This is a genomic window from Arthrobacter rhizosphaerae, assembly GCF_023062595.1.
In the GTDB taxonomy this organism is placed as follows: domain Bacteria; phylum Actinomycetota; class Actinomycetes; order Actinomycetales; family Micrococcaceae; genus Arthrobacter; species Arthrobacter rhizosphaerae.
Window position 1 is genome coordinate 126,394 of sequence record NZ_JALLAN010000008.1, and the last position, 25,729, is coordinate 152,122.

The following is a 25,729-nucleotide window of genomic DNA, read 5'->3' on the forward strand; positions in this document are numbered from 1 at the left end:
TGACACACCTCCCACAGGCGTCTCCCGTGGTGAGATTGGACATGCAGATAGTGATTTCAGGTGCTTCAGGGCTGATTGGAAAAGCGGTAACCCGGGGCCTCCGCGGGGACGGCCACAAGGTTCTGACCCTCGTTCGGAGGCCGCCCACCTCTGCCTCGGAAAGACAATGGGATCCTCAGGCGGGTGTTCTCGACACCGCGGCCCTTGAGGGCGCCGACGCCGTCATCAATCTTTCGGGCGCGGGTATCGGTGACAGGCTATGGACCCGTGCGAGGATCCGGGAATTATCTCGCTCCCGGATCCTGCCCACCCAAACCCTTGTGCACGGAATGAAACAGCTGGAGTCACCGCCATCCGTCTTCATCAGCCAGTCGGCATCCGGCTACTACGGGGATGCCGGCCGGGCGATCCTGAACGAGGAGTCACCGGCCGGAACAGGAGTCCTGGCAGGGCTGTGCCTGGAGTGGGAGGCCGCGGCCAACGAGGCCCCGCCAGGTATCCGCGTCATCACACCACGGACGGGGGTGGTGCTCAGCCCTGTGGGAGGAGCCCTCGGCAAGCTGCTTCCACTCTTGAGGCTCGGGCTGGGCGGCCCCTTGGGTAACGGGCGGCAGTACTGGCCCTGGATCACGCTTCCCGACGTTGTGTCCGCCTTTTCGTTCCTCCTGCAGGCGCCGCTCGCGGGACCCGTCAATGTGGCGGCACCGCACAGTGCCCAGCTCCACTCCCTTATTTCCCACCTCGCGGCCGGGCTGAACCGGCCGGCGCTTTTGAAGATTCCGGCGCCGCTCCTGCGCCTCGTCATGGGCCAACTGGCGGACGAGCTCCTACTGGCAAGCCAGCGGCTCGATCCTGTTGTCCTCACATCAGCAGGTTTCCAATGGAAACATCCATCGCTGACCACTGCAGCCCCGTGGATCACAGGCCGTCAGGAGGGCGGCAGGATCTCCTGAATACGCCATCGGCCGTTCTCCAGCAGCAAGACCAGCCGAAGTTTCTCCTCGCCGCGCGCTGTCACATCCGCTACCAAGGCACCTGAAGAGTCCAGTTCCTGATAGGCGGATGTGGACGCGGTAATACTAAGGACTGCGCGATCCGCCGTGCTTCCGTGTTCAGTAGCTACCTTGGACAGCATGGTGTTGAAACCTGCCAGCCTGTGGCCGGATTTCTCGAGCACCGCAGCAGTCCTGGCATCAGCCTCCGCCGCACTGGAACCAGTGGCGTTTACTGCACTCAGCAGTTCGAGCCGGCCGGTGCTGAATGCTGTTGAACGCAACCAGGCCAACCCCTGCGCCGCCTGCTCGGGCACCCCCGAATCGATCCGTTCACGGATCTCCAACGGGATGTCGGCAGGAAGATCTCCGGGGACACCCGCGAAAGTGTCTGCGTCCGGGCTTGCCCCATCTCTGCCTCCACCGGTCTGAGGCGCAACATGCCGTGCTCCCGTCTGCAACCCAGAGGCCGTGCCGAAACCTTCGGCCAGCCACCAGTTGACACCCGAACCGGTCAACAGCAGCATCAGGGCCAGGCTGGCACCAGTAAGGAGTCCGGGCCGCCTTCGCCTGCGACGTGTACGCAGGGTGCGCCGTGTTTCCTGGCTGTCGCTGGCCCTTCCCGGCGAGCTTGTTCGGGAGGACAAACGACCTGGGGATCCGGAGGCAGGGGCTGGTCCTGCCGGGTGCCCTGCGGACCGGCGCCTCCACTCCCGGTAACGCCGTCTCCAGTCCCCGTACCCCATAAAACGGACCAAAGGATCATCCTGAGGCGGCAAGCTCCGGCGCGTCAGCAGCTCCGGAATAATAGTGGGGTGGACGGACGCGGAAAGATCGACCGGTACAGCTTCCGCGCTTCGATACACCGCGGTAGCGAATTCACGGGCGGTGGGGCGCTGACGCCGCTCATCATTAAGTGCCGCCTCCAGCGCCGCCGCAAGCTCGGGCGGGGCACCCTGCACTAAAAGCGTCAGAGGGGGCCTGCGGGATGTCTTCGGGGGCGGGTTTCCGGTCAGGCAGTACCAACCCACCGCGGCGAGGGAATACACATCCCGCTCCGGCTGCAGTCCTGCCCTGAGGGGGTCGTCCGCCGCAGGATCTACAAAGCCAAAGGTGCCGTGCCCGGAAACTGCTACGGCATCACCGACCATCTTGCTCACACCGAGGTCTGCCAGCAGAGGCTTACCCTGCCCGGAGAACAGGATGTTGCCCGGTGAGACGTCCGAGTGCGTGAAGCCCTGGCCGTGGAGGTATGCCAAAGCCTGGGCCATCGGCGTCAGGATGGTGACCGTTTCGCCGATTGTGAGCTTGCCCCGGGTGGAAACCAGTTCCACGAGGGAGCCACCGGCGGCGAAATCCATGACGAGACCCAAGGCGCCGCCGCCACCCCCTCCCAGCCTGACGACGTCGTGCGCCTTAACGAGGTGCGGGTGATCCAAGGCCGAGAGGATCCGGATCTCGCGGCGGATGGATTCCTCCGTGGAGAAGTCATCGGAACCGGTCTCCATACATTTCAGGGCAAAGCTGCGGCGCGTCGATTTCTCGCTGACGAGCCAGACGGCAGCTGATCCGCCCTTGCCCAGCTCGCGTCCCACCTCGTACCCGGGCACAGACGGCCTGATATCCCGATTGTCAACGGCAGCCGGGAATGGAGCCGGTCCAGGCCCTTCCCCGCCATTTTCCGAGTTGATCTCCGGTCCGCCGTCCTGGAATTCATCCATAGTCAAGGAATAGCCGATTCCGCGGGATCCCGCAGAAGTTATCCACAGACCCTCTCCTGCGGTGAGAGGTTAAGCACAGAACCGGGCACGACGGCGGACGGGGTCTAAGCTGTTAGGCATGACTCTTGAGTTTTCCCAGCTGGGTCTGGCCCCGGATTTCGTTGACTACACGCGTGCTTGGGAAATCCAGCGCGAACTCCACGACAACGTCGTCGCCGGCAAAGCACCCAGCACAGTCCTCCTCCTCGAGCACTCCCCCGTCTACACGGCGGGAAAGCGCACCGAGGAACATGAGCGTCCCTTCGATGGAACACCGGTGGTTCCGGTGGACCGCGGGGGCAAGCTCACCTGGCATGGCCCCGGCCAACTGGTGGGCTACCCCATCATCAAGCTGAAGAACCCTGCAGGTATCCGCGACTATGTGGAACGCCTTGAAGCAGTGATCATCGCCGTTCTGTCCGACTATGGCCTCAAGGTGGAACGGATCAAGGGGCGGGCAGGGGTTTGGATCGACCAGGACGAGAAGGGCCCGGCCCGAAAAATCGCCGCGATCGGCATCCGCGTCAGCGATGGCGTCACCATGCACGGCTTCGCTATCAACTGCAACAACGATCTGGCACCTTACGGCCAGATCATCGCCTGCGGCATCACCGACGCAGGCGTGACCACCATCGCCCAGGAGATCGGCAGAGATGTGGCTCCGGCGGATCTCGTTTCGCGGATCACTGAAGAACTGCGCAAGAATGAAGACGCCCTAGTTGCGATTCCCGAAGGAGCTCTACTGTGACACTGGCACCAGAAGGCCGGAAAATGCTGCGAATCGAGCAGCGCAACTCGGCCACACCGGTGGAGCGGAAACCGGAGTGGATCAAAGCCAAGGTCCAGATGGGGCCGGAATTCGTCAACCTCAAGAACCTGGTGAAGAAGGAAGGCCTCCACACCGTCTGCGAAGAAGCAGGCTGCCCCAACATTTTCGAATGCTGGGAAGACAAGGAAGCCACCTTCCTGATTGGCGGCTCCGAGTGCACCCGGCGCTGCGATTTCTGTCAGATCGACACAGGGAAGCCGTCGCCGGTTGACATCTTCGAACCCACCAAGGTTGCACGCTCGGTCCAGTCGATGCAGTTGCGCTACGCGACGGTCACCGGCGTCGCCCGCGACGACCTTGCAGATGAAGGTGTCTGGCTGTACGCGGAAACAGTACGCAAGATCCACGAACTCAACCCGGGCACCGGCGTCGAGCTCCTCATCCCGGACTTCTCCGGAAAGCCGGAGCACATTGAGGCGATCTGCGATTCCAAGCCCGAAGTGTTTGCGCACAACGTGGAGACAGTGCCGAGGATTTTCAAACGCATCCGGCCGGCTTTCCGTTATGACCGTTCCCTGGACGTCATCACGCAGGGCCGCAAGCTGGGTATGGTCACCAAATCGAACCTCATCCTCGGAATGGGCGAAACACGGGAAGAGATTTCCGAGGCCCTCAAGGATCTGCACGACGCCGGCTGCGACCTCATCACCATCACGCAGTACCTGCGGCCAAGCGAACGCCACCTTCCGGTAGACCGCTGGGTCAAGCCGCAGGAGTTTGTAGACCTGCAGCAGGAAGCAGATGAGATCGGCTTCCTGGGAGTCATGAGCGGCCCGCTGGTGCGCTCCTCCTACCGCGCCGGCCGTCTCTGGGCAACCGCAATGCGGAAAAAGGGCTGGGAAATCCCGGCCGAGCTCGCCCACATCGAGAGCTCAGGCAGCACTCGCCAGGAAGCCAGCTCACTCATCGCGGCCCGTTCCTAGAACTCCCGCTCCTGGAACTATCGGCCAGTGGCTTCGGGCCGGAAGCCGGGCTTCCCGGCGTCCGGCCCTCAGCGGTCAATCACGTAGAATTGAGGCACTATGGCGAAATCCCCTGATTCCAGCAATACCACTCCGGCACCCTCCGACGAGCCGAAGCGTGGCCTCTTTTCACGTAAGCCCAAGGCAGCGAAGGTCAAGAAGCCAAGCCGTCTGAAGCAGATCGGCGAGGTCTTCCAAATGACCCGGCGCCACGACCCCATGGTGCCGTGGCTGATGCTGCTGGTTTTCCTCGGAGTCGTTGCTGTCAGCTTCCTGGTCGGTTTCTGGCTGGAGAACTGGGTGACCGGCCTCATCATCGGCATCCCTCTCGGTTTGCTTGGGGCCACGCTGATCCTTTCCCGCCGCGCCGAGCGCGCGGCGTTTGCGCAGATTGAGAACCAGCCCGGGGCCTCAGGTGCCGCGTTGGGCACGCTCAAGCGCGGATGGATCACGGAAGAGCAGCCCGTAGCTGTCAACCCAAGGACGCAGGACGCTGTCTTCCGGGCCATTGGACGCCCAGGCGTCGTGTTGGTCAGCGAAGGACCCACCCATCGGGTGAAGCCGCTGATCGAGGCCGAGCGTAAGAAGCTCGCACGCATTCTTCCCAACGTTCCTGTGCATGTGATCCAGAGCGGCCGGGGCGAGGGTCAGGTACCCCTCAGCGAAGTCGCAAAGAAAATGGGGAAGCTGAACAAGGAGCTCACCAAGATCGAGGTCAGCGCCGTTTCCAAGCGGATTGCGTCGCTGGGAAACCGACTCCCGATTCCGAAGGGCATCGATCCCTACAAAGCACGTCCTGACCGCAAAGCAGCACGCGGCCGCTAGCAAGAAATGCAACGCCCCGGTGAACGGCCACTAGGCCACTACCGGGGCGTTTCCTTTCGTGGCGGCAACACCTCGCGTCACTTCTGCGCATCACCTGTGAATGCGTCACTTGTGAACGCATAAACCTTGAATCGGAGAATCTGCCATGAAACTGCCCTCAACATCTGCCGTTATCCGGATCTTCAAAATACTTGCGGTGGCGGAAGCGTTCAGCTGGGCCGCCCTGCTGATCGGGATGTTCCTCAAATGGGTGCTGAGGATCACTGAGTTGGGAGTTGAGATAGCCGGACCAATCCATGGTGCTCTGTTCATCGCCTACGGAGTCGCCGCGCTGGTCCTCTGGCGCCTGCAGCGCTGGCAGTTTCTCGTGGCGCTCTTCGCGGGCCTTTCCGCAGTTCTGCCTTTTGCCACGTTGGTGTTTGAACGATGGGCCGCCGGGCGCGGTTATCTGACGGCTTCAGCGGAGACTTCCCAGGCAGCGGACGAACTACAGGAAGCCCGGGCCTGACCGGCCCTGCTGACCGCCTATGCTGTGTGTGGGATTGGCGGATGCTTGGCGGAAGGGCGGCCCTTACAGGCGGACGAGTACCGTGTTCATCGCCTTGTCATGCAGGCCTCGCTGATCAGGGTCAAAGATTACGGCGGGAATCACGAGGCACAGCAACACGGCCCGGACCAGTGCCGGTAAGGGACCCGCGGGGCCACCGTCCAGCTTGGTGACGTGGATTCCGGCGATGCGATGGCCAATGCTGTAGCCCAGAGTGCCCACCAGCAGGATCTGCTCCACCGCGAAGACGGCCAGCGTGGCCCAAGGATTTTCGGCGAAGGCGAAGTTGCTGATGAGGAGGGCGATTCCCCAATCGATGCAGATCGCGAGGATCCGCCGTCCAGCACGGGCAATCGAACCCGGGCCTGACTCCGGCAGTCCAAGCCGTTCCCCAGGATATTTGGACGTTCCCGATGTATCGGGCCCACTGAGCCATGAACCTATGTCTTTGCGATCAACCACTGAACAAGACTATCGGCTTTCGGGCGCCCGGCTTCCGCCACATACCCCTCAACACCGCGCACTCGCCTTGCCCGCCACGTCCCTCCACAGCTCACAGTGTGGAACCGTGTAGGCCACAGTGTGGACACCTAGTAGCGTTTACATAGCAGGCGCTTCTGTAACCTGCCCGAAACAAAGCGGACACAGGCGAGAAATCCCGTATCCCTAGGGTGGTAACAGTTGCTAGCGAGCTATGAGCGGGGAGGGCGATTCGCTTTCCCCGCTGTTGTATTGCGCTGGACCGTTTGGCTTTCCAGCCAGTTATTCCACATGCATAAGGAGCATAGATGTTCAAGACTGCGGACGAAGTCCTCAAGTTCATCAAGGACGAAGATATTAAATTCGTTGATATCCGCTTCACCGACCTCCCTGGCGTCCAGCAGCACTTCAATGTGCCGGCCAAGAGCGTTGACGCGGACTTCTTCGTCAACGGGCAGCTCTTCGACGGGTCTTCCATCCGCGGCTTCCAGGGCATTGCTGAGTCCGACATGCAGCTCATCCCCGATGTCACCACTGCCTTCCTGGACACGTTCCGCATGGAGAAGACCCTTGCGTTGAACTTCTCCATCGTGAACCCGCGCACCGGTGATCCTTACCACCGTGACCCGCGCGGCGTGGCTGAAAAAGCCGAGGCATACCTGGCCTCCACCGGCATCGCAGACACCGCGTTCTTTGCTCCCGAAGCCGAGTTCTTCGTTTTCGATAACGTCCAGTACCAGTCCTCCCCGCAGGGCAGCTTCTACAAGATCGACTCTGAGGAAGCCCACTGGAACACCGGTCGTGAAGAAGAAGGCGGGAACCTCGGTTACAAGACCCCGGTCAAGGGCGGTTACTTCCCGGTTTCCCCCACCGACAAGCAGGCTGACCTGCGTGACGCCATGTGTGTTGCGCTGGATGAAGCAGGCCTTGAGGTCGAGCGCAGCCACCACGAGGTCGGCTCCGCTGGTCAGGCTGAGATCAACTACAAGTTCACCACGCTGACCCACGCAGCAGATGACCTTCAGAAGTTCAAGTACGTCGTCAAGAACACCGCTGATGCCTGGGGCAAGTCCGTAACCTTCATGCCCAAGCCGGTGTTTGCCGACAACGGTTCAGGCATGCACTGCCACCAGTCCCTGTGGAACAACGGCGACCCGCTGTTCTACGACGAGAAGGGTTATGCCGGCCTCTCTGACACCGCCCGCTGGTACATTGGTGGTCTGCTGAAGCACGCTTCGGCTGTCCTGGCGTTCACCAACCCCACGGTGAACTCCTACCGTCGTCTGGTCAAGGGCTTCGAGGCTCCGGTCAACATGGTGTACTCGCAGGGTAACCGCTCAGCCGGTATCCGTATCCCCATCACGGGCACCAACCCCAAGGCCAAGCGTATCGAGTTCCGCGCTCCGGACCCCTCATCGAACCCCTACCTGGCATTCGCTGCCCAACTGATGGCCGGTATCGATGGCATCCGCAACCGCATTGAACCGCCTGCTCCGATCGACAAGGACCTTTACGAGCTCCCGGCCGAGGAAGCCAAGGACATCCCGAAGGCTCCCGGCACGCTTGAAGAAGCACTGACCGCGCTGGCTGAGGACAACGAGTTCCTGCAGGCCGGCGGCGTCTTCACCCAGGACCTGATCGACACCTGGATTGAATACAAGTACGAGTACGAAATCCGCCCGCTTTCCCTGCGCCCGAACCCGTACGAGTTCGAGCTCTACTACGGCGTGTAGCTAGCACACGCGGCCAAATCCGCGTTACTCCGCAGGTAGTCCTCAATAACCTGCCTACAGCACAGGGCCGGCCCAGGTTTCACCACTTTGGGCCGGCCCTTTGTCGTCTAGCGTTGCACCCCCACTATTGGCACGGCTTGGGCGGACGTGGGGCTTTTTCGTGTTTCCGGAATTAGACTGCGTGCATGGCTCGAATGACGCCGCAGGAAGCGACCGCAGTGAACATCTTGCTGGGCTACTTCGCCGGCAGGCCGGAACTACCGCCGCGTGAAATCGTGCGGTCCCTTGAGATCCTGGCGAACCGGGCACATAACCGCTTGCAAGGCGGCTGGGATGAGGTAGCGGTGCGCCGGCAGTGGCCATACGCTTACGAAGACGACGTCCGTGAACCAGAGAGCTCAGTACCGCCCCCTGACGGCGAGGCTTGAGCTGGTTCTCGGTGTTACTGATTGGCTGTAACTGCTGACGGGCCCGTGACTTTCGTTACCGTAGCTGTCGCTAAACCTCCAAGCGTCTGCAGATGCGCTCACCGCTCCATTCTGCACAGGAAAAACTGGTTCGTAAGAGCGTTTCCACGCGTTCCAGGTATGCATTCCACACAGTGTTGCCCTCAACCGGAACAGCACTCGGTGATACGACGATCACACTTGCCTTGGGTAGGCATTGGACCACGTCCTCAAGAGCCTGCGGGGAATCAAACGGGTACTGGTGGAATCGGGGACATGCCAGCTTCCAATTTCCCAAGCCATAGGCATGGCCACGATCGTCATTCTGGCCTACGCGCGCGTACGTCCCATGTTGGCCGACTGACAAGATGGCTTGCGTTTCCGGCGGCACTTCACGAAGAGCCCTGAGCGACTGTGGAGCGGATAGAACCGAGTTCACGTACTGTGACGGCGGAACCGGCCCCGAAAGCACGATTGCAAGGCAGATAAATGCGGCGACGGGGAGACCCGCCTGAACATTGAAAACAGCCTCGAAATGCCGCACAACCTCAATAGCAACAAGAATGGCCGGTACATAAAGGACCTGGGCGTGGTGCGTCCATAATCCGGTCAAACCCAAGACCGCCAGCGCCGCCAGCAGAGACGCGCCGACGCACGCCCAGTGGACCACGCTCTGTTGATCCGGACCGGGGCTGCCGCTCCGGCGCCAACTGACAAACATCCAGGCGGAGGCCAACAGCATGGTTGCCAGGATGGTGCCGCTGCCAAGTGACTGCGATCGCAGCAGGTGCTCAATTATGGGGTTCCCCTGTCCCTCGATCACGCCCCCTTGTGAATAGGTGACGTTACGAACCAGCGACTCCACGTACGGAATCAGTTCCCCGCGAGCATGGAGCACAGACAGAATGGCGGATGTAAAAAGGGCGAAGGCAGCGCCTGACCTCAGCGCTGCGAACCATTTCCGGCGGACCGCGATGATGGTAAAAAGCAGTAAGAACGCGATGGGCATCATAACGATCTTCAGGAACGTCAGGATTGCGAGCAATGCACCCGCAACCGCGTACCGGCCGGAAAGGGCGGAAGCCATGATCAGCAGTGTCAGTGCCGTTCCTGGCAGGTGGGTGAATCCGGGTACATATAGGCTGCCCGTCAGAATGAGAGGCGTCATTGTGAAGGCGATGAACAGGGCGCTCCGCGATTCGCAGCCCCGCCATCTAGCCAGGATGTGTACAGCCAATGCGGCACACGCTATCCAGGCAACCTCAAGAAGGACGTCAGCGTAGGGTGAGATCAGCCTTCCCAAGGCGATGCTGTAGTAGAACAGGGGGTCCTTGTTGTCCCAGACGTCCCGATACAGTACGTCTCCGGCCAGAATGCGTTCGGCGACTGAAACAAATATTCCCCGGTCAAAGCGCAGATGCGGGATGAACGTCGGAAGCAAGGCCAGCCAGACGATGAGTACCGAAACAGGTACCCAGACCCCCAAGGAAGCCAGGTAGGCCCTCGTCCGCGTTGCTTTGCTTTCCTCGGTCTCGGTCGTTATCACGCGGTTATTCTCCTCTGCCTGGCACCGTCGAATCATAGCCTTTTCACGAGGGGGTCAGACTGCGTGGCACGTCCTTCCGGACGTTGCACGGCTCCAAAAGCACGATACATGGTCCGCTGAGGACCTGCCGCGCCGCCAAGATAAGCGCCGTGATCTGAGAATCCTGCTTTCCGATAAGCGGCCTGTCCGGCGGGATTGCCCTCGTTCACTGAAAGTACGACGCCGGCCTCACCGCCGCCCAGCTTCGCTGACAATCGCCCGGCTTCCCGGAAGGCCGCCTGTGCTGCAAGCGTTCCCAGTCCCCTGCCTTGGTCCTCCCGGCGGATAAGGAAGCCCCGAAGCAGCCAGGCTGACCGGTCGTCTGTCCAACCGGCCAGCCGTGCCGCGCCCGACTGAAGCGTCAGCACTCCGACTGCACGGCCCTCAGACTCTACGATGTAGGGAAATCGCGATTCTTCCGCCAGCCCCGCCAGCATCATCCGCAACGGGTCTCCAACGAAGTCGGACTGACCGGGCGCCAATTCCAGTTGGGCTGCTTCTCCCAACTGAATAGCCTGCCCGTCTGCATCGAGGCTCTTCAGCGGGATAAGCCATACAAAAGAGTGCATGCCTCTCAGATTACCGAACGGGGGCCTGCACCTGCCGCCGTCGTCCGCGTTGGAAGCTATTCCTCCGCAGACTCAGCAGGAGGACCTGCGGGGTCCATCCACATGACTTCCCAGAGGTGGCCGTCCGGGTCCTGGAAGCTGTGGTTGTACATGAATCCATAGTCCTGGACCTCCTGGGATGGAGTTCCACCAGCTGCAAGGGCCTTCCTTATGGTTTCGTCCACGGCTTCACGGCTGTCGACTGAGAAGGCCATGATGGCTTCAGTGGTGTCCGTGCTGTCAGCAATGTTCTTGGACGTAAACGTCTTGAAGAAGCCCTCCACGAGCAGCATGACGAAGGCGTTGTCGTTGATGATAATGCAGGTGGCATTCTCATCGGTGAAATCAGGATTGAAGGTAAATCCGAGCGAGCTGAAAAACTCGACGCTCCGGTTAAGGTCCTTGACGGGAAGATTCAGATAAATTTGGGTTGCCATCCGCTCAAACTAGCACCCTGCATTGTGTGTGTCAGCCCTTTCGCCGCCCTTGGCGGGCGTCCGGGATGCCCTGCGAAAACCTCTCGCCTACTGCCCGTAAAACAGTCTCTCAAAGACTCCACGGGCCAGCCTGCTCACGCGCAGGTAGTCCTCTTCCAAGGCAGCTGCGTTGCCTGGCTCGTAGCCGCACCAACGAGCCACCGCTTCAAGGTCCCGCCGGGACGAGGGCAGGAGGTCTGAAGCCCTGCCGTTCCAGATCACGTTGGCTGATCTGATCCGGCTCGCAAGACGCCACGCCTTCATCAGCAGTTCGGCGTCATTCTTTCCGATCAGCTGAAGGGACCCGGCCGCCTCCAACGCCTTGATGGTGGACGTAGTCCGGAGTCCGGGATGTTTGGCGGCGTGCTGTAGCTGGAGCAATTGAACAAGCCATTCCACATCACTCAACCCGCCGCGGCCCAGTTTGAGGTGCCTGGCGGGGTCCGCTCCCCTCGGCAGCCGCTCGGACTCAACTCTTGCCTTCACCCGGCGGATTTCGCGCACGTCCTGCTCCGAGAGCGACTCCGGATAGCGGATGGGGTTGATGAGGCCCACGAAATCGGCGGCAAGTTGGTCGTCTCCCGCAATTGGCCGAGCGCGCAGGAGCGCCTGGGCTTCCCAGATCAGGGACCACCTGCGGTAGTACTCGGCGTAGGAGTCCAGCGATCTGACCATCGCCCCGCTCTTACCCTCCGGGCGAAGATCGGCATCGACCTGGAGAACCCGTTCAGCCATAATCGCCGGCTTCAGAGGCTGCGTCAGGAGGCTGGAGATATGGCCCACGATCTGGGCAGCCTGCAGCTGGGCTTCCTTTTCCGGAACGCCGGGCAGCCCGCGGTGAACATACATGACGTCGGCATCGGAGCCATATCCGATCTCACGTCCGCCCTGGCGGCCCATGGCCACCACCAGGACTCTTGTCTTCAGAGCGCCTTGGGAGGATACGATGCCTTCGGCCACCCGGACCGCCCCGACGATGGCAGCCCTGTCTGTGTCGGCCAGTGCGACACTCACCTGGTCCTGGTCCAGGAGCCCTGCGCTGTCCGCGATCGCCGTGCGCAGGATTTCCCGTCGGCGGATCAGCCGGATCAGCCGCATGGCATTCTCGGGATCTGAATGCCTGGACATCTTGGAGGTGATTTCCTGCCACTGTGCATCGAATCCGAGCGGTGCAAGGTCCCTTTCCGAGCCCAGCCAGGCTACGGATTCCGGCGAAACCTCCAGCAGGTCAGCGATCAGCCTGGAGTTAGACAGCACATGGCACAGCCGTTCGGCAGCGGCCGTGGAGTCACGCAGCATGCCAAGGTACCAGTGAGTGGTGCCGAGTGTCTCGCTGATGCGACGGAAACCCAGCAGACCGGCGTCGGGATCGACGCCTTCCGCGAGCCAACCGAGGAGGATGGGGAGCAGATGGCGCTGGAGCGCCGCGCGGCGGCTGACCCCGGCAGTCAGCGCCTCAATGTGCCGCATAGCTCCCTGGGGATCGAGATAACCCAATGCTGCAAGCCGTGCCTGCGCCGCCTCCGGTGTGAGCCGGGCGTCTTCACTGCTGAGCTTCGCTGCCGTGTTCAGCAGGGGCCGGTAGAAGATGCGGTCATGGAGTTCGCGCACTGACCGCTTGGTTTGGTGCCAGGCCGCCAGCAGGGTGTCCGGGTGAGGACGTTCGCGGGAAAACGGACCCAGCATCGCCTTGGCAAGGGACCTCAGCGCTTCCTCCCGCACCGGCATCAGGTGGGTGCGGCGCAACTGGAACAGTTGGATGCGGTGCTCAAGAACCCGCAGATAACGGTAGGCGTGATCGAATCCTGCGGCGTCAGAACGGCCAATGTAGCCGCCGGCGGACAAAGCCGCGATCGCAGATGTCGTATCCCGGCGCCTGAGTGTCTCATCGGATTTACCGTGCACCAGTTGCAGAAGCTGCACAGTGAATTCGACGTCGCGCAGGCCACCCCGCCCAAGCTTGATTTGCCGTAGTTCCTCTGCAGGCGGGATGTGCTCGGTAACCCTGCGGCGCATCGCCTGGACAGACTCGACGAAACCGTCACGTCCCGCGGAAGCCCAGATGAGCGGCGCCACGGCCGCCTCATATTTCGCACCGAGTTCGGTATCCCCGGCAATAGTCCTTGCCTTCAGGAGCGCCTGGAACTCCCAGCTTTGGGCCCAGCGCGCATAGTAGCTCTCGTGGGAGGCCAGAGTGCGGACAAGCGGACCTGATTTCCCCTCAGGCCGCAGGTTCGCGTCCACCTCCCATAGTCCAGGTTCACGTCCCACCGAGGAAATCGCCCGCGATATTCCCGTGGCCAGGGCGGTGCCTATGGTGTTGGAACGGGCATCATCCAGGGATCCCGCCTCGATGACGTAAATGACGTCGACGTCGGAAATGTAGTTAAGTTCCCGCGCCCCGCACTTGCCCATTCCGATGACTGCAAGGCCGACGTTAGCGACATCGGCCGAGCCGTACTGTTCCGCCGCTTCTGCCCTGGAAACAGCGAGGGCCGCCTCGATGGCGGCACCGGCAAGATCAGCCAGTTCCCCTCCGGCAGCCGGCATGAAATCGAGGGGATCCGCTGCGCAGAGGTCCTTGATTGCGAGGTCCACCACTCCCCGGCGATAGGCAGTGCGAAGCGCCTCATACGCCTCCGCCCCTGTTAAAGCCGCAACAGGCCGGTCCGACTTGGTGTCCGCCTGCACGGAGCACAGCAGACGCTCACGGAGTTCGTCAGCATCAGCAGCTACCGGTTCAGGGCTGACCCGCACGTTGAAGGCGCCCAGGTGCTCCGGATGGCGGATCAGGAATTCCCCCAGAGCCTCTGAGGCCCCGAGGACCCGGTAGAGGGCTTCGCTGGTGTCCGGATCGGCGGAGGCAAGGGTTTTCAGCTCCGGATGCTTCTCCAGCAGCCGGACGAGGGATTGAAGCGCAGTGTCCGGGCTTGCGGACAGGTGGAATCCGGCAAACAGGACGTCCTGGTGAATGCCTTCCAACTCCCGCATAGCCAGGAAACGCTCGGCCTTTTCCAGGTCGCTGAAGCCGGTGGAAATCAGCCGACGGGCAAGGCTCATCGCGACGCCCTACAGAATACCGAGATTGCGCTGCAGCTCGTAGGGGGTCACCTGGAGACGGTAATCCTGCCACTCAGCACGCTTGTTCCGGAGGAAGTACTCAAAAACCTGTTCCCCAAGGATCTGAGGCATCAGTTCTGAATCTTCCATGCTTCGGATGGCGTCGTGGAGACTTGCCGGAAGAGGATCGTGTCCCATGGCGCGGCGTTCTGCCGAACTCAACGACCAGATGTCGTCCTCCGCTGCAGCCGGCAGTTCGTATCCTTCTTCGATCCCCTTCAGTCCCGCGCCGAGCAGCACAGCGTACGCCAGGTAAGGGTTGGCCGCGGAGTCTATTCCGCGGTATTCGATCCTTGCCGACTGGCCCTTACCGGGCTTGTACAGGGGAACGCGGACCAGGGCCGAACGGTTGTTGTGGCCCCAGCTGAGGTAACTGGGCGCTTCTCCCCCGCCCCAGAGCCGCTTGTAGGAGTTGACGAACTGGTTGGTGATGGCAGTGAACTCCGGCGCATGCTTGAGGATGCCTGCGATGAACTGCCGTGCGGTTTTGGACAGCTGGAATTCTGCACCGGCCTCATAGAAGGCATTGGTATCGCCTTCAAACAGCGAAAAGTGCGTGTGCATGCCGGAACCCGGGTGGTCGGTGAAAGGCTTGGGCATGAACGTGGCGTACGTGCCCTGCTGCAGCGCTACTTCCTTGATAACCGTCCGGAAGGTCATGATGTTGTCCGCGGTCTGCAGGGCATCTGCATACCGAAGGTCGATTTCGTTCTGGCCCGGACCTGCTTCGTGGTGGCTGAATTCGACCGAAATACCCACCGATTCCAGCATGGTCACAGCGGTGCGCCTGAAGTCCTGCGCCACGCCGCCCGGGACGTGGTCAAAGTAGCCGCCCTCGTCCACGGGGACAGGGGCGCCGTCAGGGCCGGGCTCCTGTGACTTGAGGAGATAAAACTCAATCTCGGGATGCGTGTAGCAGGTGAAACCCATGTCCGCGGCCTTCGCGAGAGTCCGTTTGAGGACGTTGCGAGGATCAGCGGCAGATGGTTCGCCGTCAGGCGTCAGGACATCGCAGAACATCCTTGAGGTCTGCTCCGTCTCGCCACGCCACGGCAGGATCTGGAAAGTTGAAGGATCCGGCTGCGCCAGCATGTCCGATTCGAAAACGCGCGCGAGGCCTTCAATTGCTGATCCGTCGAAGCCGAGGCCTTCTTCAAAGGCGCCCTCAACCTCGGCGGGAGCGAGGGCCACAGATTTAAGCGAACCCACGACGTCGGTGAACCAGAGGCGCACGAATCGAACGTCACGCTCTTCGATCGTCCGCAGGACAAACTCTTGCTGGCGGTCCATGATGGCCTCTTCTCCGGTTCAACGTGCATGCCCCGGGTGTCTCGGAAGCCGGCGGCAGTCTCACGATTCACTTTACTAAGCATTCCAGCCGGATGTTGGAGCCAGTGCCCCGCGTAACACAGCGTTAACACGTAAAGCCTTTATAAGTCACCGATCCGGGGTGTAAGTCGGATATTCCGGGCCACAGGAACCTAACGCACCGCACCATGTGTGACTCTTTTCACCCTGTCTGCGGCTACGGGCCGGTAGCTAGGACGCTTGGTATCGCATTACGCTCTAGCCATGGCCACAAGCAGCAGCTCCGATTCCAGCATGCCCACAGAAGTACCTGCCCCGTACGGAAACGGGCCTGTCCCTTCTGTCGCGCCATCCGCGGAAACGGCCCCCAAGCGGCTTCCGAAGGTTCGAACGCACCATCTGCAGCAGGCAAAGAATGAAGGCCGGCGCTTTGCCATGCTCACCGCCTACGAGCAGTACGCGGCGGAGATCTTCGATGAAGCCGGCATCGAGGTACTCCTGGTGGGTGATTCTGCGTCGAACAACGTCTTTGGAAACGAAACCAGCCTTCCCGTGACAGTGGATGAGCTCCTCTCGCTCTGCCGCGCCGTTGCGCGGTCCGCAAAGCGTGCCCTTGTGGTGGCTGATCTCCCGTTCGGCAGCTACGAAGTTTCTCCTCAGCAGGCTGTGGCCACCGGCGTGCGCTTCCTCAAGGAAGGGCTTGCCCATGGCGTAAAGATTGAGGGCGGGAAGTTCTACGCCGAAACGGTGCGGGCGATGGTCCAGGCCGGAATTCCCGTCATGGCGCACATCGGCTTTACGCCCCAAAGCGAGCATGCGTTGGGCGGCTACCGTGTGCAGGGGCGCGGCGACGACGCAAAGCGCCTCATCGAGGACGCAACCGCATTGGCTGAGGCGGGTGCCTTCTGCGTACTTATGGAAATGGTTCCTGCCGATACTGCCGCCGCGGTGGACGCGGCTGTGGATGTGCCGACTATTGGCATCGGCGCCGGCAATGCCACCACTGGGCAGGTCCTGGTGTGGCAGGACATGGCCGGATTACGGGGCGGCCGGATGGCAAAGTTCGTCAAGCAGTACGCCGATATCCGGACCACCTTGAGCGATGCGGCCCGTGCGTACGGTGATGATGTCCGCTCCGGCCAATTCCCAGGACCGGAACACAGCTTCTAGCCGAGGTGTCAGTCCTCTTCGTCCTTCTCCCACGCTTCATTGCGGGCACGTACCTTCTCCAGTGCGTGTTCGGCCTCTTCTCGTGTCTTGTATGGACCAATCAATTGACTCCAGTCAGACATCGCGTCCTCTTCCACCTCGTGGGTGTTGACGTTGTACCAGTATTCGGTCATGGTTCCCTCCCCGCATCTGCTCCGCATGGCTCCGTTGCTTGGCAGCCTCATAACCCTGATCGGTGCCGCTTTCCGTTGACGGTTCTGTTCCGTTTCCGGTTCTGTTACATTGCCGATTCTGTTACTTGGCCCGCGACGGCGCCTTATATGATCAATCTATGCCTTCCCTAGCCTCGACTGCACCCATCGGAACCCTCATCCCGGGAACCGTGAGTCCCCAGCTGCCGGTTCCGGCGTCCATACCCCGGCCCGAGTATGTTGGGAAGCCCGGGCCCGCGAAGTTCACGGGGTCGGAGATCAAGTCGGCTGAGACCATCGAGAAGATCCGCGTTGCCAGCCGCATCGCTGCCCAGGCCATCGTCGAGGTGGGCAAGCATATCCGGCCCGGCGTCACCACCGATGAGCTGGACAGGGTCGGTCACGAATTCCTCGTGGACCACCATGCGTACCCGTCAACGCTGGGTTACCGTGGCTTCCCCAAGTCCTTATGCTCATCGCTTAACGAAGTCATCTGCCACGGCATCCCGGATACCACCCTCGTGGAGAACGGCGACATCCTCAATATCGATATCACCGCCTACATCGACGGCGTTCACGGCGATACCAACTACACCTTCCTGGTGGGGGACGTCGACGAGGAATCACGACTCCTGGTGGAACGTACGAGGGAATCACTGAACCGAGCCATCAAGGCTGTAGCCCCAGGCCGTGAGATCAATGTCATCGGCCGGGCCATCCAGTCATATGCAAAGCGGTTCGGCTACGGTGTGGTTAGGGATTTCACCGGCCACGGCGTCGGTGAAGCATTCCATACAGGCCTCATCATTCCGCACTACGATGCCGCTCCCGCCTACAACACGGTGATCGAGACGGGCATGGTGTTCACGATCGAGCCCATGCTCACTCTTGGGACTGTGGAGTGGGACATGTGGGAGGACGACTGGACCGTGGTGACCCGCGACCGCAAACGCACCGCACAGTTTGAGCACACGCTCCTGGTGACTGAGACCGGCGCGGAAATCCTGACACTACCCTGATAGCCAGCAGCACTTCAGCCGCCGAGCTGATCCCCTAGCCCGCAACCAGCCACGAACGGAAGCCCATTGGCCAAGAAGGACGACAAAACCGTGAAAAATGCCCCGCTCATCGGAATCGACATTGGGGGCACCGGAATCAAGGGCGGCGTCGTCGACCTTAAGAAGGGCAAACTCCTGGGCGATCGGGTCCGTATCCCTACGCCCCAACCTGCCACACCGGCCGCCGTGGCCGAGGTCGTTGCCCAGGTGGTCCAGGAACTCTCCACACAGCCCCATGCCCCGGCCCCTGACTCCCCCGTTGGTGTCACCTTTCCCGGCATCATCCAGCACGGCATGGTGCTGTCGGCAGCCAACGTCGATAAATCCTGGCTCAATACCGATATCGACGGCATGCTGACTGCCCGCCTGGGCCGGCCCGTGGAAGTGATCAACGATGCTGATGCCGCAGGTCTTGCTGAAGCACGCTTTGGAGCCGGCGAAAACGTCAAGGGCACCGTCCTGGTCATTACCTTGGGTACCGGAATTGGTTCAGCCTTCATCTTCAACGGGAAACTGGTCCCCAATGCCGAACTGGGGCACTTGGAGATTGATGGTTTTGACGCCGAAACGAAAGCTTCCGCTGTTGCCCGTGAGAGGGACGGACTGAGCTGGGAGGAGTACAGCGTGCTGCTGCAGCGCTACTTCTCCCATGTTGAGTTCCTCTTTTCCCCGGAACTGTTCATCGTCGGCGGAGGAATCTCGAAGCGGTCGGATGAGTACCTGCCCAGGCTGAAATTGCGCACCCCGATCGTTCCGGCGGTGCTGAAGAATGATGCAGGCATTGTTGGCGCAGCAGTCGAAATTGCCCTGAAGCACAAGCTCGTCAAGTAGTGGCCGGTGGTGGCCGCGGCTTCCCCTCCGCGGCCGCCACCGGAGTCTATAGCTGGCTGGTCTCGGCGCTCTTTCCTTGGGCGCTTTTCGCTTCCACTTCCGCTTCATGGCGGAGCAGGGAAATGGCGGACTCGAAGTCCTCCAGTGATTCAAAAGCCTGATACACGCTGGCGAACCGCAGGTAGGCCACCTTGTCCAACTTCTGGAGGGGGCTCAGGATGGCCAGTCCCACTTCGTGGGCATCGATTTCGGCTGCGCCCGAGGCGCGGATGGTCTCCTCGACTTCCTGCGCCAACATGGCCAGGTCATCCTCGGTCACAGGACGACCCTGGCAGGCTTTGCGGACGCCGTTGATCACTTTGCTCCGGCTAAAAGGCTCGCCGACGCCGGAACGCTTGATCACGGACAGGCTTGTTGTCTCCACCGTAGTGAACCGGCGTCCGCATTCGGGGCACTGACGACGACGGCGGATGGCGGAGCCGTCGTCGGCCATCCGGCTGTCGACCACGCGGGAATCAGGGTTACGGCAAAACGGACAGTACACGTTTGGTTCTCCCCTCGTCCGCCTTCAGTTTACGACTACATCTAGCGGAATAACAAGCCTGTAATTACTACATGTGGTACAAGCAATGGCCTTTGGCTGACTGATTCGGCCCTTTGGACTAGTCCCGGAAGCGTGCCGTTACGGCCTGCCCGTGGGCGGGCAGGTCCTCTGCATCCGACAAGCTAAGGATGTGCCCACTCACATCGTGCAGAGCGGATTTGGTGTAGTTGATCACCTGAATGGCGCGCAGGAACGTGGTGACGTTAAGGCCGGAAGAGAATGCGGCCGTGCCACTGGTCGGCAGGACGTGGTTTGAGCCGGCACAGTAATCACCCAGGCTTACCGGGCTGTAATCACCCACGAAAATCGCCCCCGCGTTCCGGATGCGGGCCGCTACGGAGGGCGCATCATCCGTCATGATCTCCAGGTGTTCCGCAGCGTAGGCGTCGCACACGGCAACTCCTTGCCCGATGTCGTCGACAAGAACTACTCCCGACTGTGGACCTGAGAGCGCCTCCCGTACACGGTCGCTGTGCTTTGTGGCGGCGGCCTGCAACTCAAGTTCTGCACGGACTGCGTCCGCGAGGGGTTCTGAATCAGTAATGAGTACGGATGCGGCCTTGGGGTCGTGTTCGGCCTGGCTGATCAGGTCCGCCGCCACGAGGGCTGCAGTGGCGGCGGAGTCTGCGAGAATGGCAATTTCCGTGGTTCCGGCCTCGGAGTCAATCCCGACAACTCCCTTCACCAGGCGCTTTGCCGTAGCCACGAAGATGTTTCCAGGCCCGGTCACCACATCCACCGGATCGAGTGCAGGCCCTGCGGGTCCGCCAGGAATTCCGTAGGCGAAGGCAGCGATGGCCTGGGCACCACCGATCGCATACACCTCATCGATGCCCAACAAAGCCGCTGCCGCGAGAATCGTAGGGTGCGGCAGCCCGCCGAAATCCTTCTGGGGCGGCGAGGCAAGTGCGATTGACTCGACTCCAGCCGCCAGCGCAGGCACAACGTTCATGATCACTGAAGACGGGTAGACGGCGAGCCCGCCTGGAACATACAGGCCCACCCTGGCAACCGGGACCCAGTTCTGGCTTACCACTGCCCCCTCGCCAAGCTCGACGTCGATGTCGGCCGGCCGCTGGGCCTGCGCAAACCGGCGTGCCCGGCTGATGGACTCCTGCAGGGCCGACCTGACCTCTGGATCCAGATTCTCCAGTGCGCGCTGCAATTCCTCGGCCGGGACTCTGGGATGCCCCTGCTCAACGCCGTCGAATGACCTGGCAAGGTCCCTGAGGGCATCAAATCCCCTGCTTCGGACATCGCTGATGATTTCGAGCACTTTCTGCTCGGCGTCGTCGGCTGTGCTACCTTGCGCACGGGGCATGGCCGTACGTAACTCCGCCAAGGAGAGCATCTGACCACGGAGATCAACGCTGCGGAAATTCAGGATCGGCGAAGGGGAACCCGGGGCGGTGTCTGGAGAAGAGGTCACCCGAGTATTTTACGGGCTATCTTCGGCTGGGCCGCGCCGGCGATACGGACGGAGACACAAATGCCGAAAAGTCTCAGTCGGGAATCTCTGCCGGCCGTCGTATCAGACTCACGAGATTGACCACAAAGACCGCCAGGGCCGTGGCGGCAGGCCACACAAGAAGCACCGGGTACGACCTCAGTGAGAATGCGATGCTGGGATTAGCAGATGCATCCTCTGCCGTACCCCACCATTCTGAGGCAAGGATCCCCACCCGCCAGGCGATCACCGCCGCAACCGCTCCACACACCAGGGCAATCATGATGGTCCGGACGGTGGGCCCATCTTTCCCGGAGATCAGCACTCCGGTCAGGCATCCGGCCAAGAGGAGGAGTCCAGCCAGGATCAGGTCCCTGGGAAGCCATCCGAGGGTGTTCATCCCGGATGCCAGCTCGGGATTTCCGCTCAACAAATTAAGGCCGCTCGGGGCAAGCAGCCACCAGGCCACGCCAAGCGGGATCCCGGAAAGCAGAATGACCGCTGGCCCGATGACCCCGAGCCACCTTCGGGGACCCGGGATGGGCGTCGCTGGCTGATTCATGAGGGAAACGCTAACAAAGGATGGCCCTCTTGCAACAACCGGTGGCGCGACGATTGCTGGCGGAACGATCGCCAGCAGGGCCGGATAGGCTGGGAATCGGGATTTTTACGTTCAGCAGCAGGGAGTTCGATCAAAGTGGCCCCAAATGAGGCAGCCTTCGAGGGCATGTTCCGGGAAATGTTCCGCCGGCACGCTGCCGGTGTGTCCATTATCACCGTCAACTACAACGGCGTTCCGTTCGGATTCACGGCAACCTCGGTCGCTTCGCTCTCTGCCAAACCGCCCCGTTTCACCTTCAACATGGCCCGCAGCTCCAGGTCCTGGCCCGCGGTGGCTAACACTTCGCACATCGGGCTGCACATGCTCGGACTTGAAAACCAGGCCCTGGCCGACCGGTTCGCTCGAACCAAGGACCGCTTCGAAGGCGATCATTGGGCGCTCGGACCTCACGAGGTGCCTATTCTAAAGGATGTGACGGGCTGGCTGATCGGCAAGATCCAGATGCGGCTCTCCTTCGAGAACAATGCCGTCGTGGTGGTTGAGGTCGTGGACGGCCAGGTGGGCGAGGACGGCTCTCCGCTGCTCTATCACTCGGGCGGGTACGGCCAACCGGTCCCCTTGGACTATGAGATCTGATCTGGACTCTCCGCTCAGTTGTCCAGGCAGGTTGGCCCCAGCAGCACCTTCAGGTCGCCGAACAAGGACGGTGTCGGGTTGACCCGGAGGTGAACCGGAAGGCCCATCACCTCTACCCGTGTGTCCCCTTGCAGAAGCAGCCGCACCTCGGATGTTCCGCGGTGCGTCCGCAACACATCGCCGAGTTCGGTGACAACGGCTTCGGTTGCTTTGTGGGTCTGCATAGTGATGACCACGGGACCGTTCATGTTGTCGCTAAGGTCGGGAACGGACAGCTCCATGCAGTTCAGCGTGACAGCACCGTCGTCGCGTTTCTGCAGCCGGCCCTTGACCACAACGATCAGGTCTTCGGCGAGCACCGAGGCGATGGGGCCGTACACCTGGCCGAAGAACATCACCTCCATGGATCCGCCGAGGTCTTCGACTTCAGCACGGGCGTAGGCATTTCCGCTGGCTTTGGCTATGCGCCGGCTCAGGGAAGTGATCATGCCAGCGATGGTGATAATTGCGCCATCGTTCGGTCCGTCCTCGCCGATCACTGATGTAATCGTCTGGTCCGCGTGTTGGCTCAGCAAACCCTCCAGCCCTTGCAAAGGGTGATCCGAGACGTAGAGGCCCAGCATGTCCCGTTCAAAGGAAAGCTTGTCCTTCTTTTCCCACTCCGGCAGGTCAGGAATCTCGGTGGTGAGGGAGGCTTCGGGCTCCTGGTCCTCAAAGCCGGCAAAAAGGTCGAATTGGCCTATCGCCTCGTTGCGCTTCAGGGTGATGACGGAATCGATGGCCTCTTCATGGATCATGGCCAGCGCACGTCGGGGATGCCCCAGTGAGTCAAACGCCCCGGCCTTGATCAGCGACTCGATGGTCCGCTTGTTGCACACTACGGCCGGTACCTTGAGCAGATAGTCCTTGAATGAGGTGAAGGCCCCCTCCGCTTCACGAGCACTCACCATGGCCTCAACGACGTTGACGCCGACATTCCGGATGGCGGCCATGCCAAAGCGGATGTCTGTCCCTACCGGGGTGAAGTTCACGCTGGACTCGTTGACGTCCGGGGGCAGAACTGTGATGCCCATCTTCCGGCATTCGTTCAGGTACATCGCCAGTTTGTCCTTGTCATCACCGACGCTCGTGAGCAGGGCAGCCATGTATTCGGCGGGGTGATGGGCCTTGAGATAGGCCGTCCAGTAGGAGATAACCCCGTACGCGGCGGTGTGTGCCTTGTTGAACGCGTAGTCGGAGAAGGGAAGCAGGATGTCCCACAGCGCCTTGATGGCGGCGTCTGAATAGCCGTTGTCGCGCATGCCCTGGGAGAAGCCTTCGAACTGCTTGTCCAGTTCTTCCTTCTTCTTCTTTCCCATAGCGCGCCGGAGGAGGTCTGCCTGGCCAAGGGAGTACCCGGCCACCTTCTGGGCGATAGCCATGACCTGCTCCTGATACACGATCAGGCCATGTGTGGTGCCAAGGATTTCCGCCAGCGGCTCTTCGAGCTCTGCGTGGATCGGGGTGATCTCCTGGAGCCCGTTCTTGCGCAGCGCGTAGTTGGTGTGCGAGTTGGCGCCCATGGGTCCGGGCCGGTAGAGGGCCAACACCGCGGAGATGTCTTCGAAGTTGTCCGGCCGCATAAGTTTGAGCAGCGACCGCATTGGCCCGCCGTCGAGCTGGAACACACCGAGGGTGTCTCCGCGGGCCAGGAGTTCGTAGGAGGCCTTGTCCGTGAGTTCAAGGTCCTCCAGGACGAGGTCAATGCCCTTGTTGAGCTTGATGTTCTCCACGGCGTCGGTGATGATCGTGAGGTTCCGCAGCCCGAGGAAGTCCATCTTGATCAGGCCAAGGCCCTCACAGGTGGGGTAATCGAACTGGGTGATCACCTGGCCGTCCTGCTCCCGGCGCATGATCGGGATGATGTCTATCAACGGATCCGAGGACATGATGACGCCCGCAGCGTGGACGCCCCACTGCCGCTTCAGCCCTTCAAGCCCCAAGGCCATTTCGAAGACCTTCTGGGAGTCGGCGTCGGACTTCAGGAGTTCACGCAGCTCATCTGCTTCCGAATAGCGCTTGGCCTCAGGATTGTGCACGTCGGCCAGTGCAATACCTTTGCCCATCACATCCGGTGGCATGGCCTTGGTAAGCCGTTCACCGGTGGAGAAGGGGTAACCCAGTACGCGTGAGGAGTCCTTCAGGGCCTGCTTGGCCTTGATGGTGCCATAGGTGACAATCATGGCCACGCGTTCATCACCGTACTTCTCGGTGACGTACCTGATGACCTCGGACCGCCGCCGATCATCGAAGTCGACGTCGAAGTCGGGCATGGATACGCGGTCCGGGTTGAGGAACCGCTCGAAGATCAGGCTGTGCTCCAGCGGATCGATGTCCGTGATCCGCATTGCGTAGGCGGCCATGGAACCGGCACCGGAGCCGCGGCCCGGACCTACCCGGATGCCGTTGTTCTTGGCCCAGTTGATGAAGTCGGCCACCACCAGGAAGTAGCCGGGGAACCCCATCTGCACAATGACGCCGACCTCGTAGTCGGCCTGCCTGCGGACAGCGTCCGGGATACCTTTCGGGTACCGGTACTGCAGCCCGGCTTCGACCTCCTTGACGAACCAGGACTCCTCGTTCTCGCCTTCGGGAACGGGGAACCGCGGCATGAAGTTGGCCTTGGTATTGAACTCGACATCGCAGCGTTCCGCAATCAACAGGGTGTTGTCACAGGCCTCCGGGTGGTCGCTGAAGATGGCCCGCATCTCCTGGGGAGACTTGAGGTAGAACTCGTCGGCGTCGAACTTGAAGCGCTTGGGATCGGCCATAGTGGAACCCGACTGCACGCACAGCAGTGCCGCGTGGCTGGCTGAGTCCTCGGCGTGCGTGTAATGAAGGTCGTTGGTTGCCACCATGGGCAGGCCGAGTTCCTTGGCGAGCTTGATGAGGTCGCCCTGGATGGCCCGTTCGATGTCGAGGCCGTGGTCCATCAGTTCGCAGAAAAAATTCTCCGCACCGAAGATGTCCCGGAAATCGGACGCCGCCTGCTTGGCTTCCTGGTACAGGCCGAGCCGGAGTTTGGTCTGGACTTCGCCGGAGGGGCAGCCGGTGGTGGCGATCAGTCCCTGACCGTAGGTCTGAAGCAGGTCCCGGTCCATACGCGGCTTGTACAGATAGCCTTCCAGCGATGCCAGTGAGGACATACGGAACAGGTTATGCATGCCCTGGGTGCTTTCGGCCCACAGCGTCATGTGGGTGTACGAACCTGCGCCCGAGACGTCATTGCGCCCGCCATCGCCCCAGCGCACACGGGTTTTGTCCTGGCGTGCCGTACCGGGAGTCAGGTAGGCCTCCACGCCAATGATGGGCTTCACTCCCGAGTTGCGGGCCTTGTTCCAGAAGTCGAAGGCTCCGAAAACGAATCCATGGTCGGTAGTGGCCAGGGAGTTCATCCCCAGTTCCTTCGTGTGGCTGAAGAGGTCCCCAAGCCGTGCGGCACCGTCCAGCATCGAGTACTCGGTGTGGTTGTGGAGATGGACAAACGAGTCGTTGCTGGAAGTCACCGAATCATTCTAGT

23 protein-coding genes are annotated in these 25,729 nt (G+C 61.3%); 11 read left to right on the forward strand and 12 right to left on the reverse strand.

The genetic code is table 11. The features are described from left to right. The first annotated feature begins 41 nt into the window (after positions 1 to 41). Positions 42 to 953, forward strand: a complete 912-nt coding sequence (locus tag MU551_RS12635) for a TIGR01777 family oxidoreductase (RefSeq protein ID WP_247045217.1) — start codon at positions 42 to 44, stop codon at positions 951 to 953. Here MU551_RS12635 and MU551_RS12640 read toward each other — a convergent pair. Next, positions 929 to 2,713 (reverse strand): protein kinase domain-containing protein, encoded by a 1,785-nt coding sequence (locus MU551_RS12640; RefSeq protein ID WP_247045030.1) that lies wholly within the window; start codon positions 2,711 to 2,713, stop codon positions 929 to 931. The two genes, MU551_RS12635 and MU551_RS12640, sit on opposite strands and share 25 nt — an antisense overlap. Positions 2,714 to 2,831: 118 nt before the next feature. On the opposite strand from MU551_RS12640, the gene lipB reads away from it, so the two are divergent. The 4 genes from lipB to MU551_RS12660 all read left to right on the forward strand — a co-directional run bounded on the left by lipB (position 2,832) and on the right by MU551_RS12660 (position 5,876). Further along, complete coding sequence (gene lipB / locus MU551_RS12645; RefSeq protein WP_247045032.1) at positions 2,832 to 3,500, forward strand: lipoyl(octanoyl) transferase LipB; 669 nt, start codon at positions 2,832 to 2,834, stop codon at positions 3,498 to 3,500. Next, positions 3,497 to 4,504, forward strand: coding sequence for a lipoyl synthase (gene lipA / locus MU551_RS12650; RefSeq protein ID WP_247045034.1), 1,008 nt, complete (start codon positions 3,497 to 3,499; stop codon positions 4,502 to 4,504). The genes lipB and lipA overlap by 4 nt, the downstream gene beginning before the upstream one ends. 99 nt (positions 4,505 to 4,603) lie before the next feature. Further along, positions 4,604 to 5,368 (forward strand): DUF4191 domain-containing protein, encoded by a 765-nt coding sequence (locus MU551_RS12655; protein WP_247045037.1) that lies wholly within the window; start codon positions 4,604 to 4,606, stop codon positions 5,366 to 5,368. Positions 5,369 to 5,513: 145 nt separating this feature from the next. Further along, positions 5,514 to 5,876, forward strand: a complete 363-nt coding sequence (locus MU551_RS12660) for a DUF3817 domain-containing protein (RefSeq protein WP_247045039.1) — start codon at positions 5,514 to 5,516, stop codon at positions 5,874 to 5,876. A 63-nt stretch (positions 5,877 to 5,939) separates the two neighbouring features. Here MU551_RS12660 and MU551_RS12665 read toward each other — a convergent pair whose 3' ends face one another. Next, a complete protein-coding gene (locus MU551_RS12665; protein WP_247045040.1) occupies positions 5,940 to 6,377 on the reverse strand; it encodes an RDD family protein in 438 nt (145 codons plus the stop codon). Positions 6,378 to 6,703: 326 nt separating this feature from the next. On the opposite strand from MU551_RS12665, the gene glnA (MU551_RS12670) reads away from it, so the two are divergent. Together glnA (MU551_RS12670) and MU551_RS12675 are read left to right on the forward strand one after the other, a co-directional pair. Then, entirely contained in the window at positions 6,704 to 8,128 is a 1,425-nt protein-coding gene (glnA, locus tag MU551_RS12670) for a type I glutamate--ammonia ligase (protein WP_247045051.1), read from the forward strand. Positions 8,129 to 8,313: 185 nt separating this feature from the next. Further along, positions 8,314 to 8,556 (forward strand): hypothetical protein, encoded by a 243-nt coding sequence (locus MU551_RS12675; protein ID WP_247045053.1) that lies wholly within the window; start codon positions 8,314 to 8,316, stop codon positions 8,554 to 8,556. A 70-nt stretch (positions 8,557 to 8,626) separates the two neighbouring features. On the opposite strand, the gene MU551_RS12680 is transcribed toward MU551_RS12675, so the two are convergent. The 5 genes from MU551_RS12680 to glnA (MU551_RS12700) form a co-directional block, all read right to left on the reverse strand. Beyond that, positions 8,627 to 10,120 (reverse strand): putative glycosyltransferase family protein, encoded by a 1,494-nt coding sequence (locus MU551_RS12680; RefSeq protein ID WP_247045055.1) that lies wholly within the window; start codon positions 10,118 to 10,120, stop codon positions 8,627 to 8,629. 32 nt (positions 10,121 to 10,152) lie between these two features. Further along, positions 10,153 to 10,728 (reverse strand): GNAT family N-acetyltransferase, encoded by a 576-nt coding sequence (locus tag MU551_RS12685; RefSeq protein ID WP_247045063.1) that lies wholly within the window; start codon positions 10,726 to 10,728, stop codon positions 10,153 to 10,155. A gap of 56 nt (positions 10,729 to 10,784) precedes the next feature. Beyond that, on the reverse strand, positions 10,785 to 11,204 hold the full coding sequence (locus MU551_RS12690; protein WP_247045064.1) for a VOC family protein: 420 nt from the start codon (positions 11,202 to 11,204) through the stop codon (positions 10,785 to 10,787). Positions 11,205 to 11,291: 87 nt separating this feature from the next. Continuing rightward, on the reverse strand, positions 11,292 to 14,303 hold the full coding sequence (locus MU551_RS12695; protein ID WP_247045065.1) for a bifunctional [glutamine synthetase] adenylyltransferase/[glutamine synthetase]-adenylyl-L-tyrosine phosphorylase: 3,012 nt from the start codon (positions 14,301 to 14,303) through the stop codon (positions 11,292 to 11,294). 9 nt (positions 14,304 to 14,312) lie between these two features. Next, a complete protein-coding gene (gene glnA, locus MU551_RS12700; RefSeq protein ID WP_247045066.1) occupies positions 14,313 to 15,653 on the reverse strand; it encodes a type I glutamate--ammonia ligase in 1,341 nt (446 codons plus the stop codon). Between the two features lie 282 nt (positions 15,654 to 15,935). Between glnA (MU551_RS12700) and panB the strand changes: the two genes are divergently transcribed. Continuing rightward, positions 15,936 to 16,841, forward strand: coding sequence for a 3-methyl-2-oxobutanoate hydroxymethyltransferase (gene panB, locus MU551_RS12705; protein ID WP_247045067.1), 906 nt, complete (start codon positions 15,936 to 15,938; stop codon positions 16,839 to 16,841). An 8-nt stretch (positions 16,842 to 16,849) separates the two neighbouring features. Here the strand turns inward: panB and MU551_RS12710 are convergent, their stop codons facing one another. After that, a complete protein-coding gene (locus tag MU551_RS12710) occupies positions 16,850 to 17,014 on the reverse strand; it encodes an SPOR domain-containing protein (RefSeq protein WP_247045068.1) in 165 nt (54 codons plus the stop codon). Between the two features lie 158 nt (positions 17,015 to 17,172). Here MU551_RS12710 and map point away from each other — a divergent pair, with 158 nt between their 5' ends. Continuing rightward, a complete protein-coding gene (gene map, locus MU551_RS12715; RefSeq protein ID WP_247045069.1) occupies positions 17,173 to 18,051 on the forward strand; it encodes a type I methionyl aminopeptidase in 879 nt (292 codons plus the stop codon). A gap of 66 nt (positions 18,052 to 18,117) precedes the next feature. Next, positions 18,118 to 18,921: a polyphosphate--glucose phosphotransferase gene (gene ppgK / locus MU551_RS12720; RefSeq protein WP_247045070.1), complete on the forward strand. Its 804-nt coding sequence runs from the start codon at positions 18,118 to 18,120 to the stop codon at positions 18,919 to 18,921. A gap of 46 nt (positions 18,922 to 18,967) precedes the next feature. Here ppgK and nrdR read toward each other — a convergent pair whose 3' ends face one another. The 3 genes from nrdR to MU551_RS12735 form a co-directional block, all read right to left on the reverse strand. After that, on the reverse strand, positions 18,968 to 19,465 hold the full coding sequence (gene nrdR / locus MU551_RS12725) for a transcriptional regulator NrdR (RefSeq protein ID WP_247045071.1): 498 nt from the start codon (positions 19,463 to 19,465) through the stop codon (positions 18,968 to 18,970). Positions 19,466 to 19,583: 118 nt separating this feature from the next. After that, positions 19,584 to 20,954: a histidinol dehydrogenase gene (hisD, locus tag MU551_RS12730; RefSeq protein WP_247045072.1), complete on the reverse strand. Its 1,371-nt coding sequence runs from the start codon at positions 20,952 to 20,954 to the stop codon at positions 19,584 to 19,586. Positions 20,955 to 21,027: 73 nt separating this feature from the next. After that, positions 21,028 to 21,534, reverse strand: a complete 507-nt coding sequence (locus tag MU551_RS12735; protein WP_247045074.1) for a hypothetical protein — start codon at positions 21,532 to 21,534, stop codon at positions 21,028 to 21,030. Positions 21,535 to 21,699: 165 nt separating this feature from the next. Between MU551_RS12735 and MU551_RS12740 the strand changes: the two genes are divergently transcribed. After that, the gene (locus MU551_RS12740) at positions 21,700 to 22,170 is read left to right on the forward strand and encodes a flavin reductase family protein (protein WP_247045220.1); all 471 of its coding nucleotides are present in this window, start codon (positions 21,700 to 21,702) and stop codon (positions 22,168 to 22,170) included. 14 nt (positions 22,171 to 22,184) lie between these two features. Here MU551_RS12740 and dnaE read toward each other — a convergent pair whose 3' ends face one another. Then, entirely contained in the window at positions 22,185 to 25,715 is a 3,531-nt protein-coding gene (gene dnaE, locus MU551_RS12745; RefSeq protein WP_247045076.1) for a DNA polymerase III subunit alpha, read from the reverse strand. Positions 25,716 to 25,729 lie beyond the last annotated feature (14 nt).

What these genes read in the sequence shown, in the direction of transcription:
- glnA (WP_247045051.1), top strand. Translation starts at nt 6,704, where the DNA reads ATGTTCAAGACTGCGGACGAAGTCCTCAAGTTCATCAAGGACGAAGAT.
- panB (WP_247045067.1), top strand. Translation starts at nt 15,936, where the DNA reads ATGGCCACAAGCAGCAGCTCCGATTCCAGCATGCCCACAGAAGTACCT.
- MU551_RS12635 (WP_247045217.1), top strand. Translation starts at nt 42, where the DNA reads ATGCAGATAGTGATTTCAGGTGCTTCAGGGCTGATTGGAAAAGCGGTA.
- glnA (WP_247045066.1), bottom strand. Translation starts at nt 15,653, where the DNA reads ATGGACCGCCAGCAAGAGTTTGTCCTGCGGACGATCGAAGAGCGTGAC.
- MU551_RS12675 (WP_247045053.1), top strand. Translation starts at nt 8,314, where the DNA reads ATGGCTCGAATGACGCCGCAGGAAGCGACCGCAGTGAACATCTTGCTG.
- MU551_RS12740 (WP_247045220.1), top strand. Translation starts at nt 21,700, where the DNA reads ATGTTCCGGGAAATGTTCCGCCGGCACGCTGCCGGTGTGTCCATTATC.
- MU551_RS12685 (WP_247045063.1), bottom strand. Translation starts at nt 10,728, where the DNA reads ATGCACTCTTTTGTATGGCTTATCCCGCTGAAGAGCCTCGATGCAGAC.
- MU551_RS12710 (WP_247045068.1), bottom strand. Translation starts at nt 17,014, where the DNA reads ATGACCGAATACTGGTACAACGTCAACACCCACGAGGTGGAAGAGGAC.
- MU551_RS12655 (WP_247045037.1), top strand. Translation starts at nt 4,604, where the DNA reads ATGGCGAAATCCCCTGATTCCAGCAATACCACTCCGGCACCCTCCGAC.
- MU551_RS12695 (WP_247045065.1), bottom strand. Translation starts at nt 14,303, where the DNA reads ATGAGCCTTGCCCGTCGGCTGATTTCCACCGGCTTCAGCGACCTGGAA.
- map (WP_247045069.1), top strand. Translation starts at nt 17,173, where the DNA reads ATGCCTTCCCTAGCCTCGACTGCACCCATCGGAACCCTCATCCCGGGA.
- MU551_RS12640 (WP_247045030.1), bottom strand. Translation starts at nt 2,713, where the DNA reads ATGGATGAATTCCAGGACGGCGGACCGGAGATCAACTCGGAAAATGGC.
- MU551_RS12660 (WP_247045039.1), top strand. Translation starts at nt 5,514, where the DNA reads ATGAAACTGCCCTCAACATCTGCCGTTATCCGGATCTTCAAAATACTT.
- MU551_RS12690 (WP_247045064.1), bottom strand. Translation starts at nt 11,204, where the DNA reads ATGGCAACCCAAATTTATCTGAATCTTCCCGTCAAGGACCTTAACCGG.
- lipB (WP_247045032.1), top strand. Translation starts at nt 2,832, where the DNA reads ATGACTCTTGAGTTTTCCCAGCTGGGTCTGGCCCCGGATTTCGTTGAC.
- MU551_RS12735 (WP_247045074.1), bottom strand. Translation starts at nt 21,534, where the DNA reads ATGAATCAGCCAGCGACGCCCATCCCGGGTCCCCGAAGGTGGCTCGGG.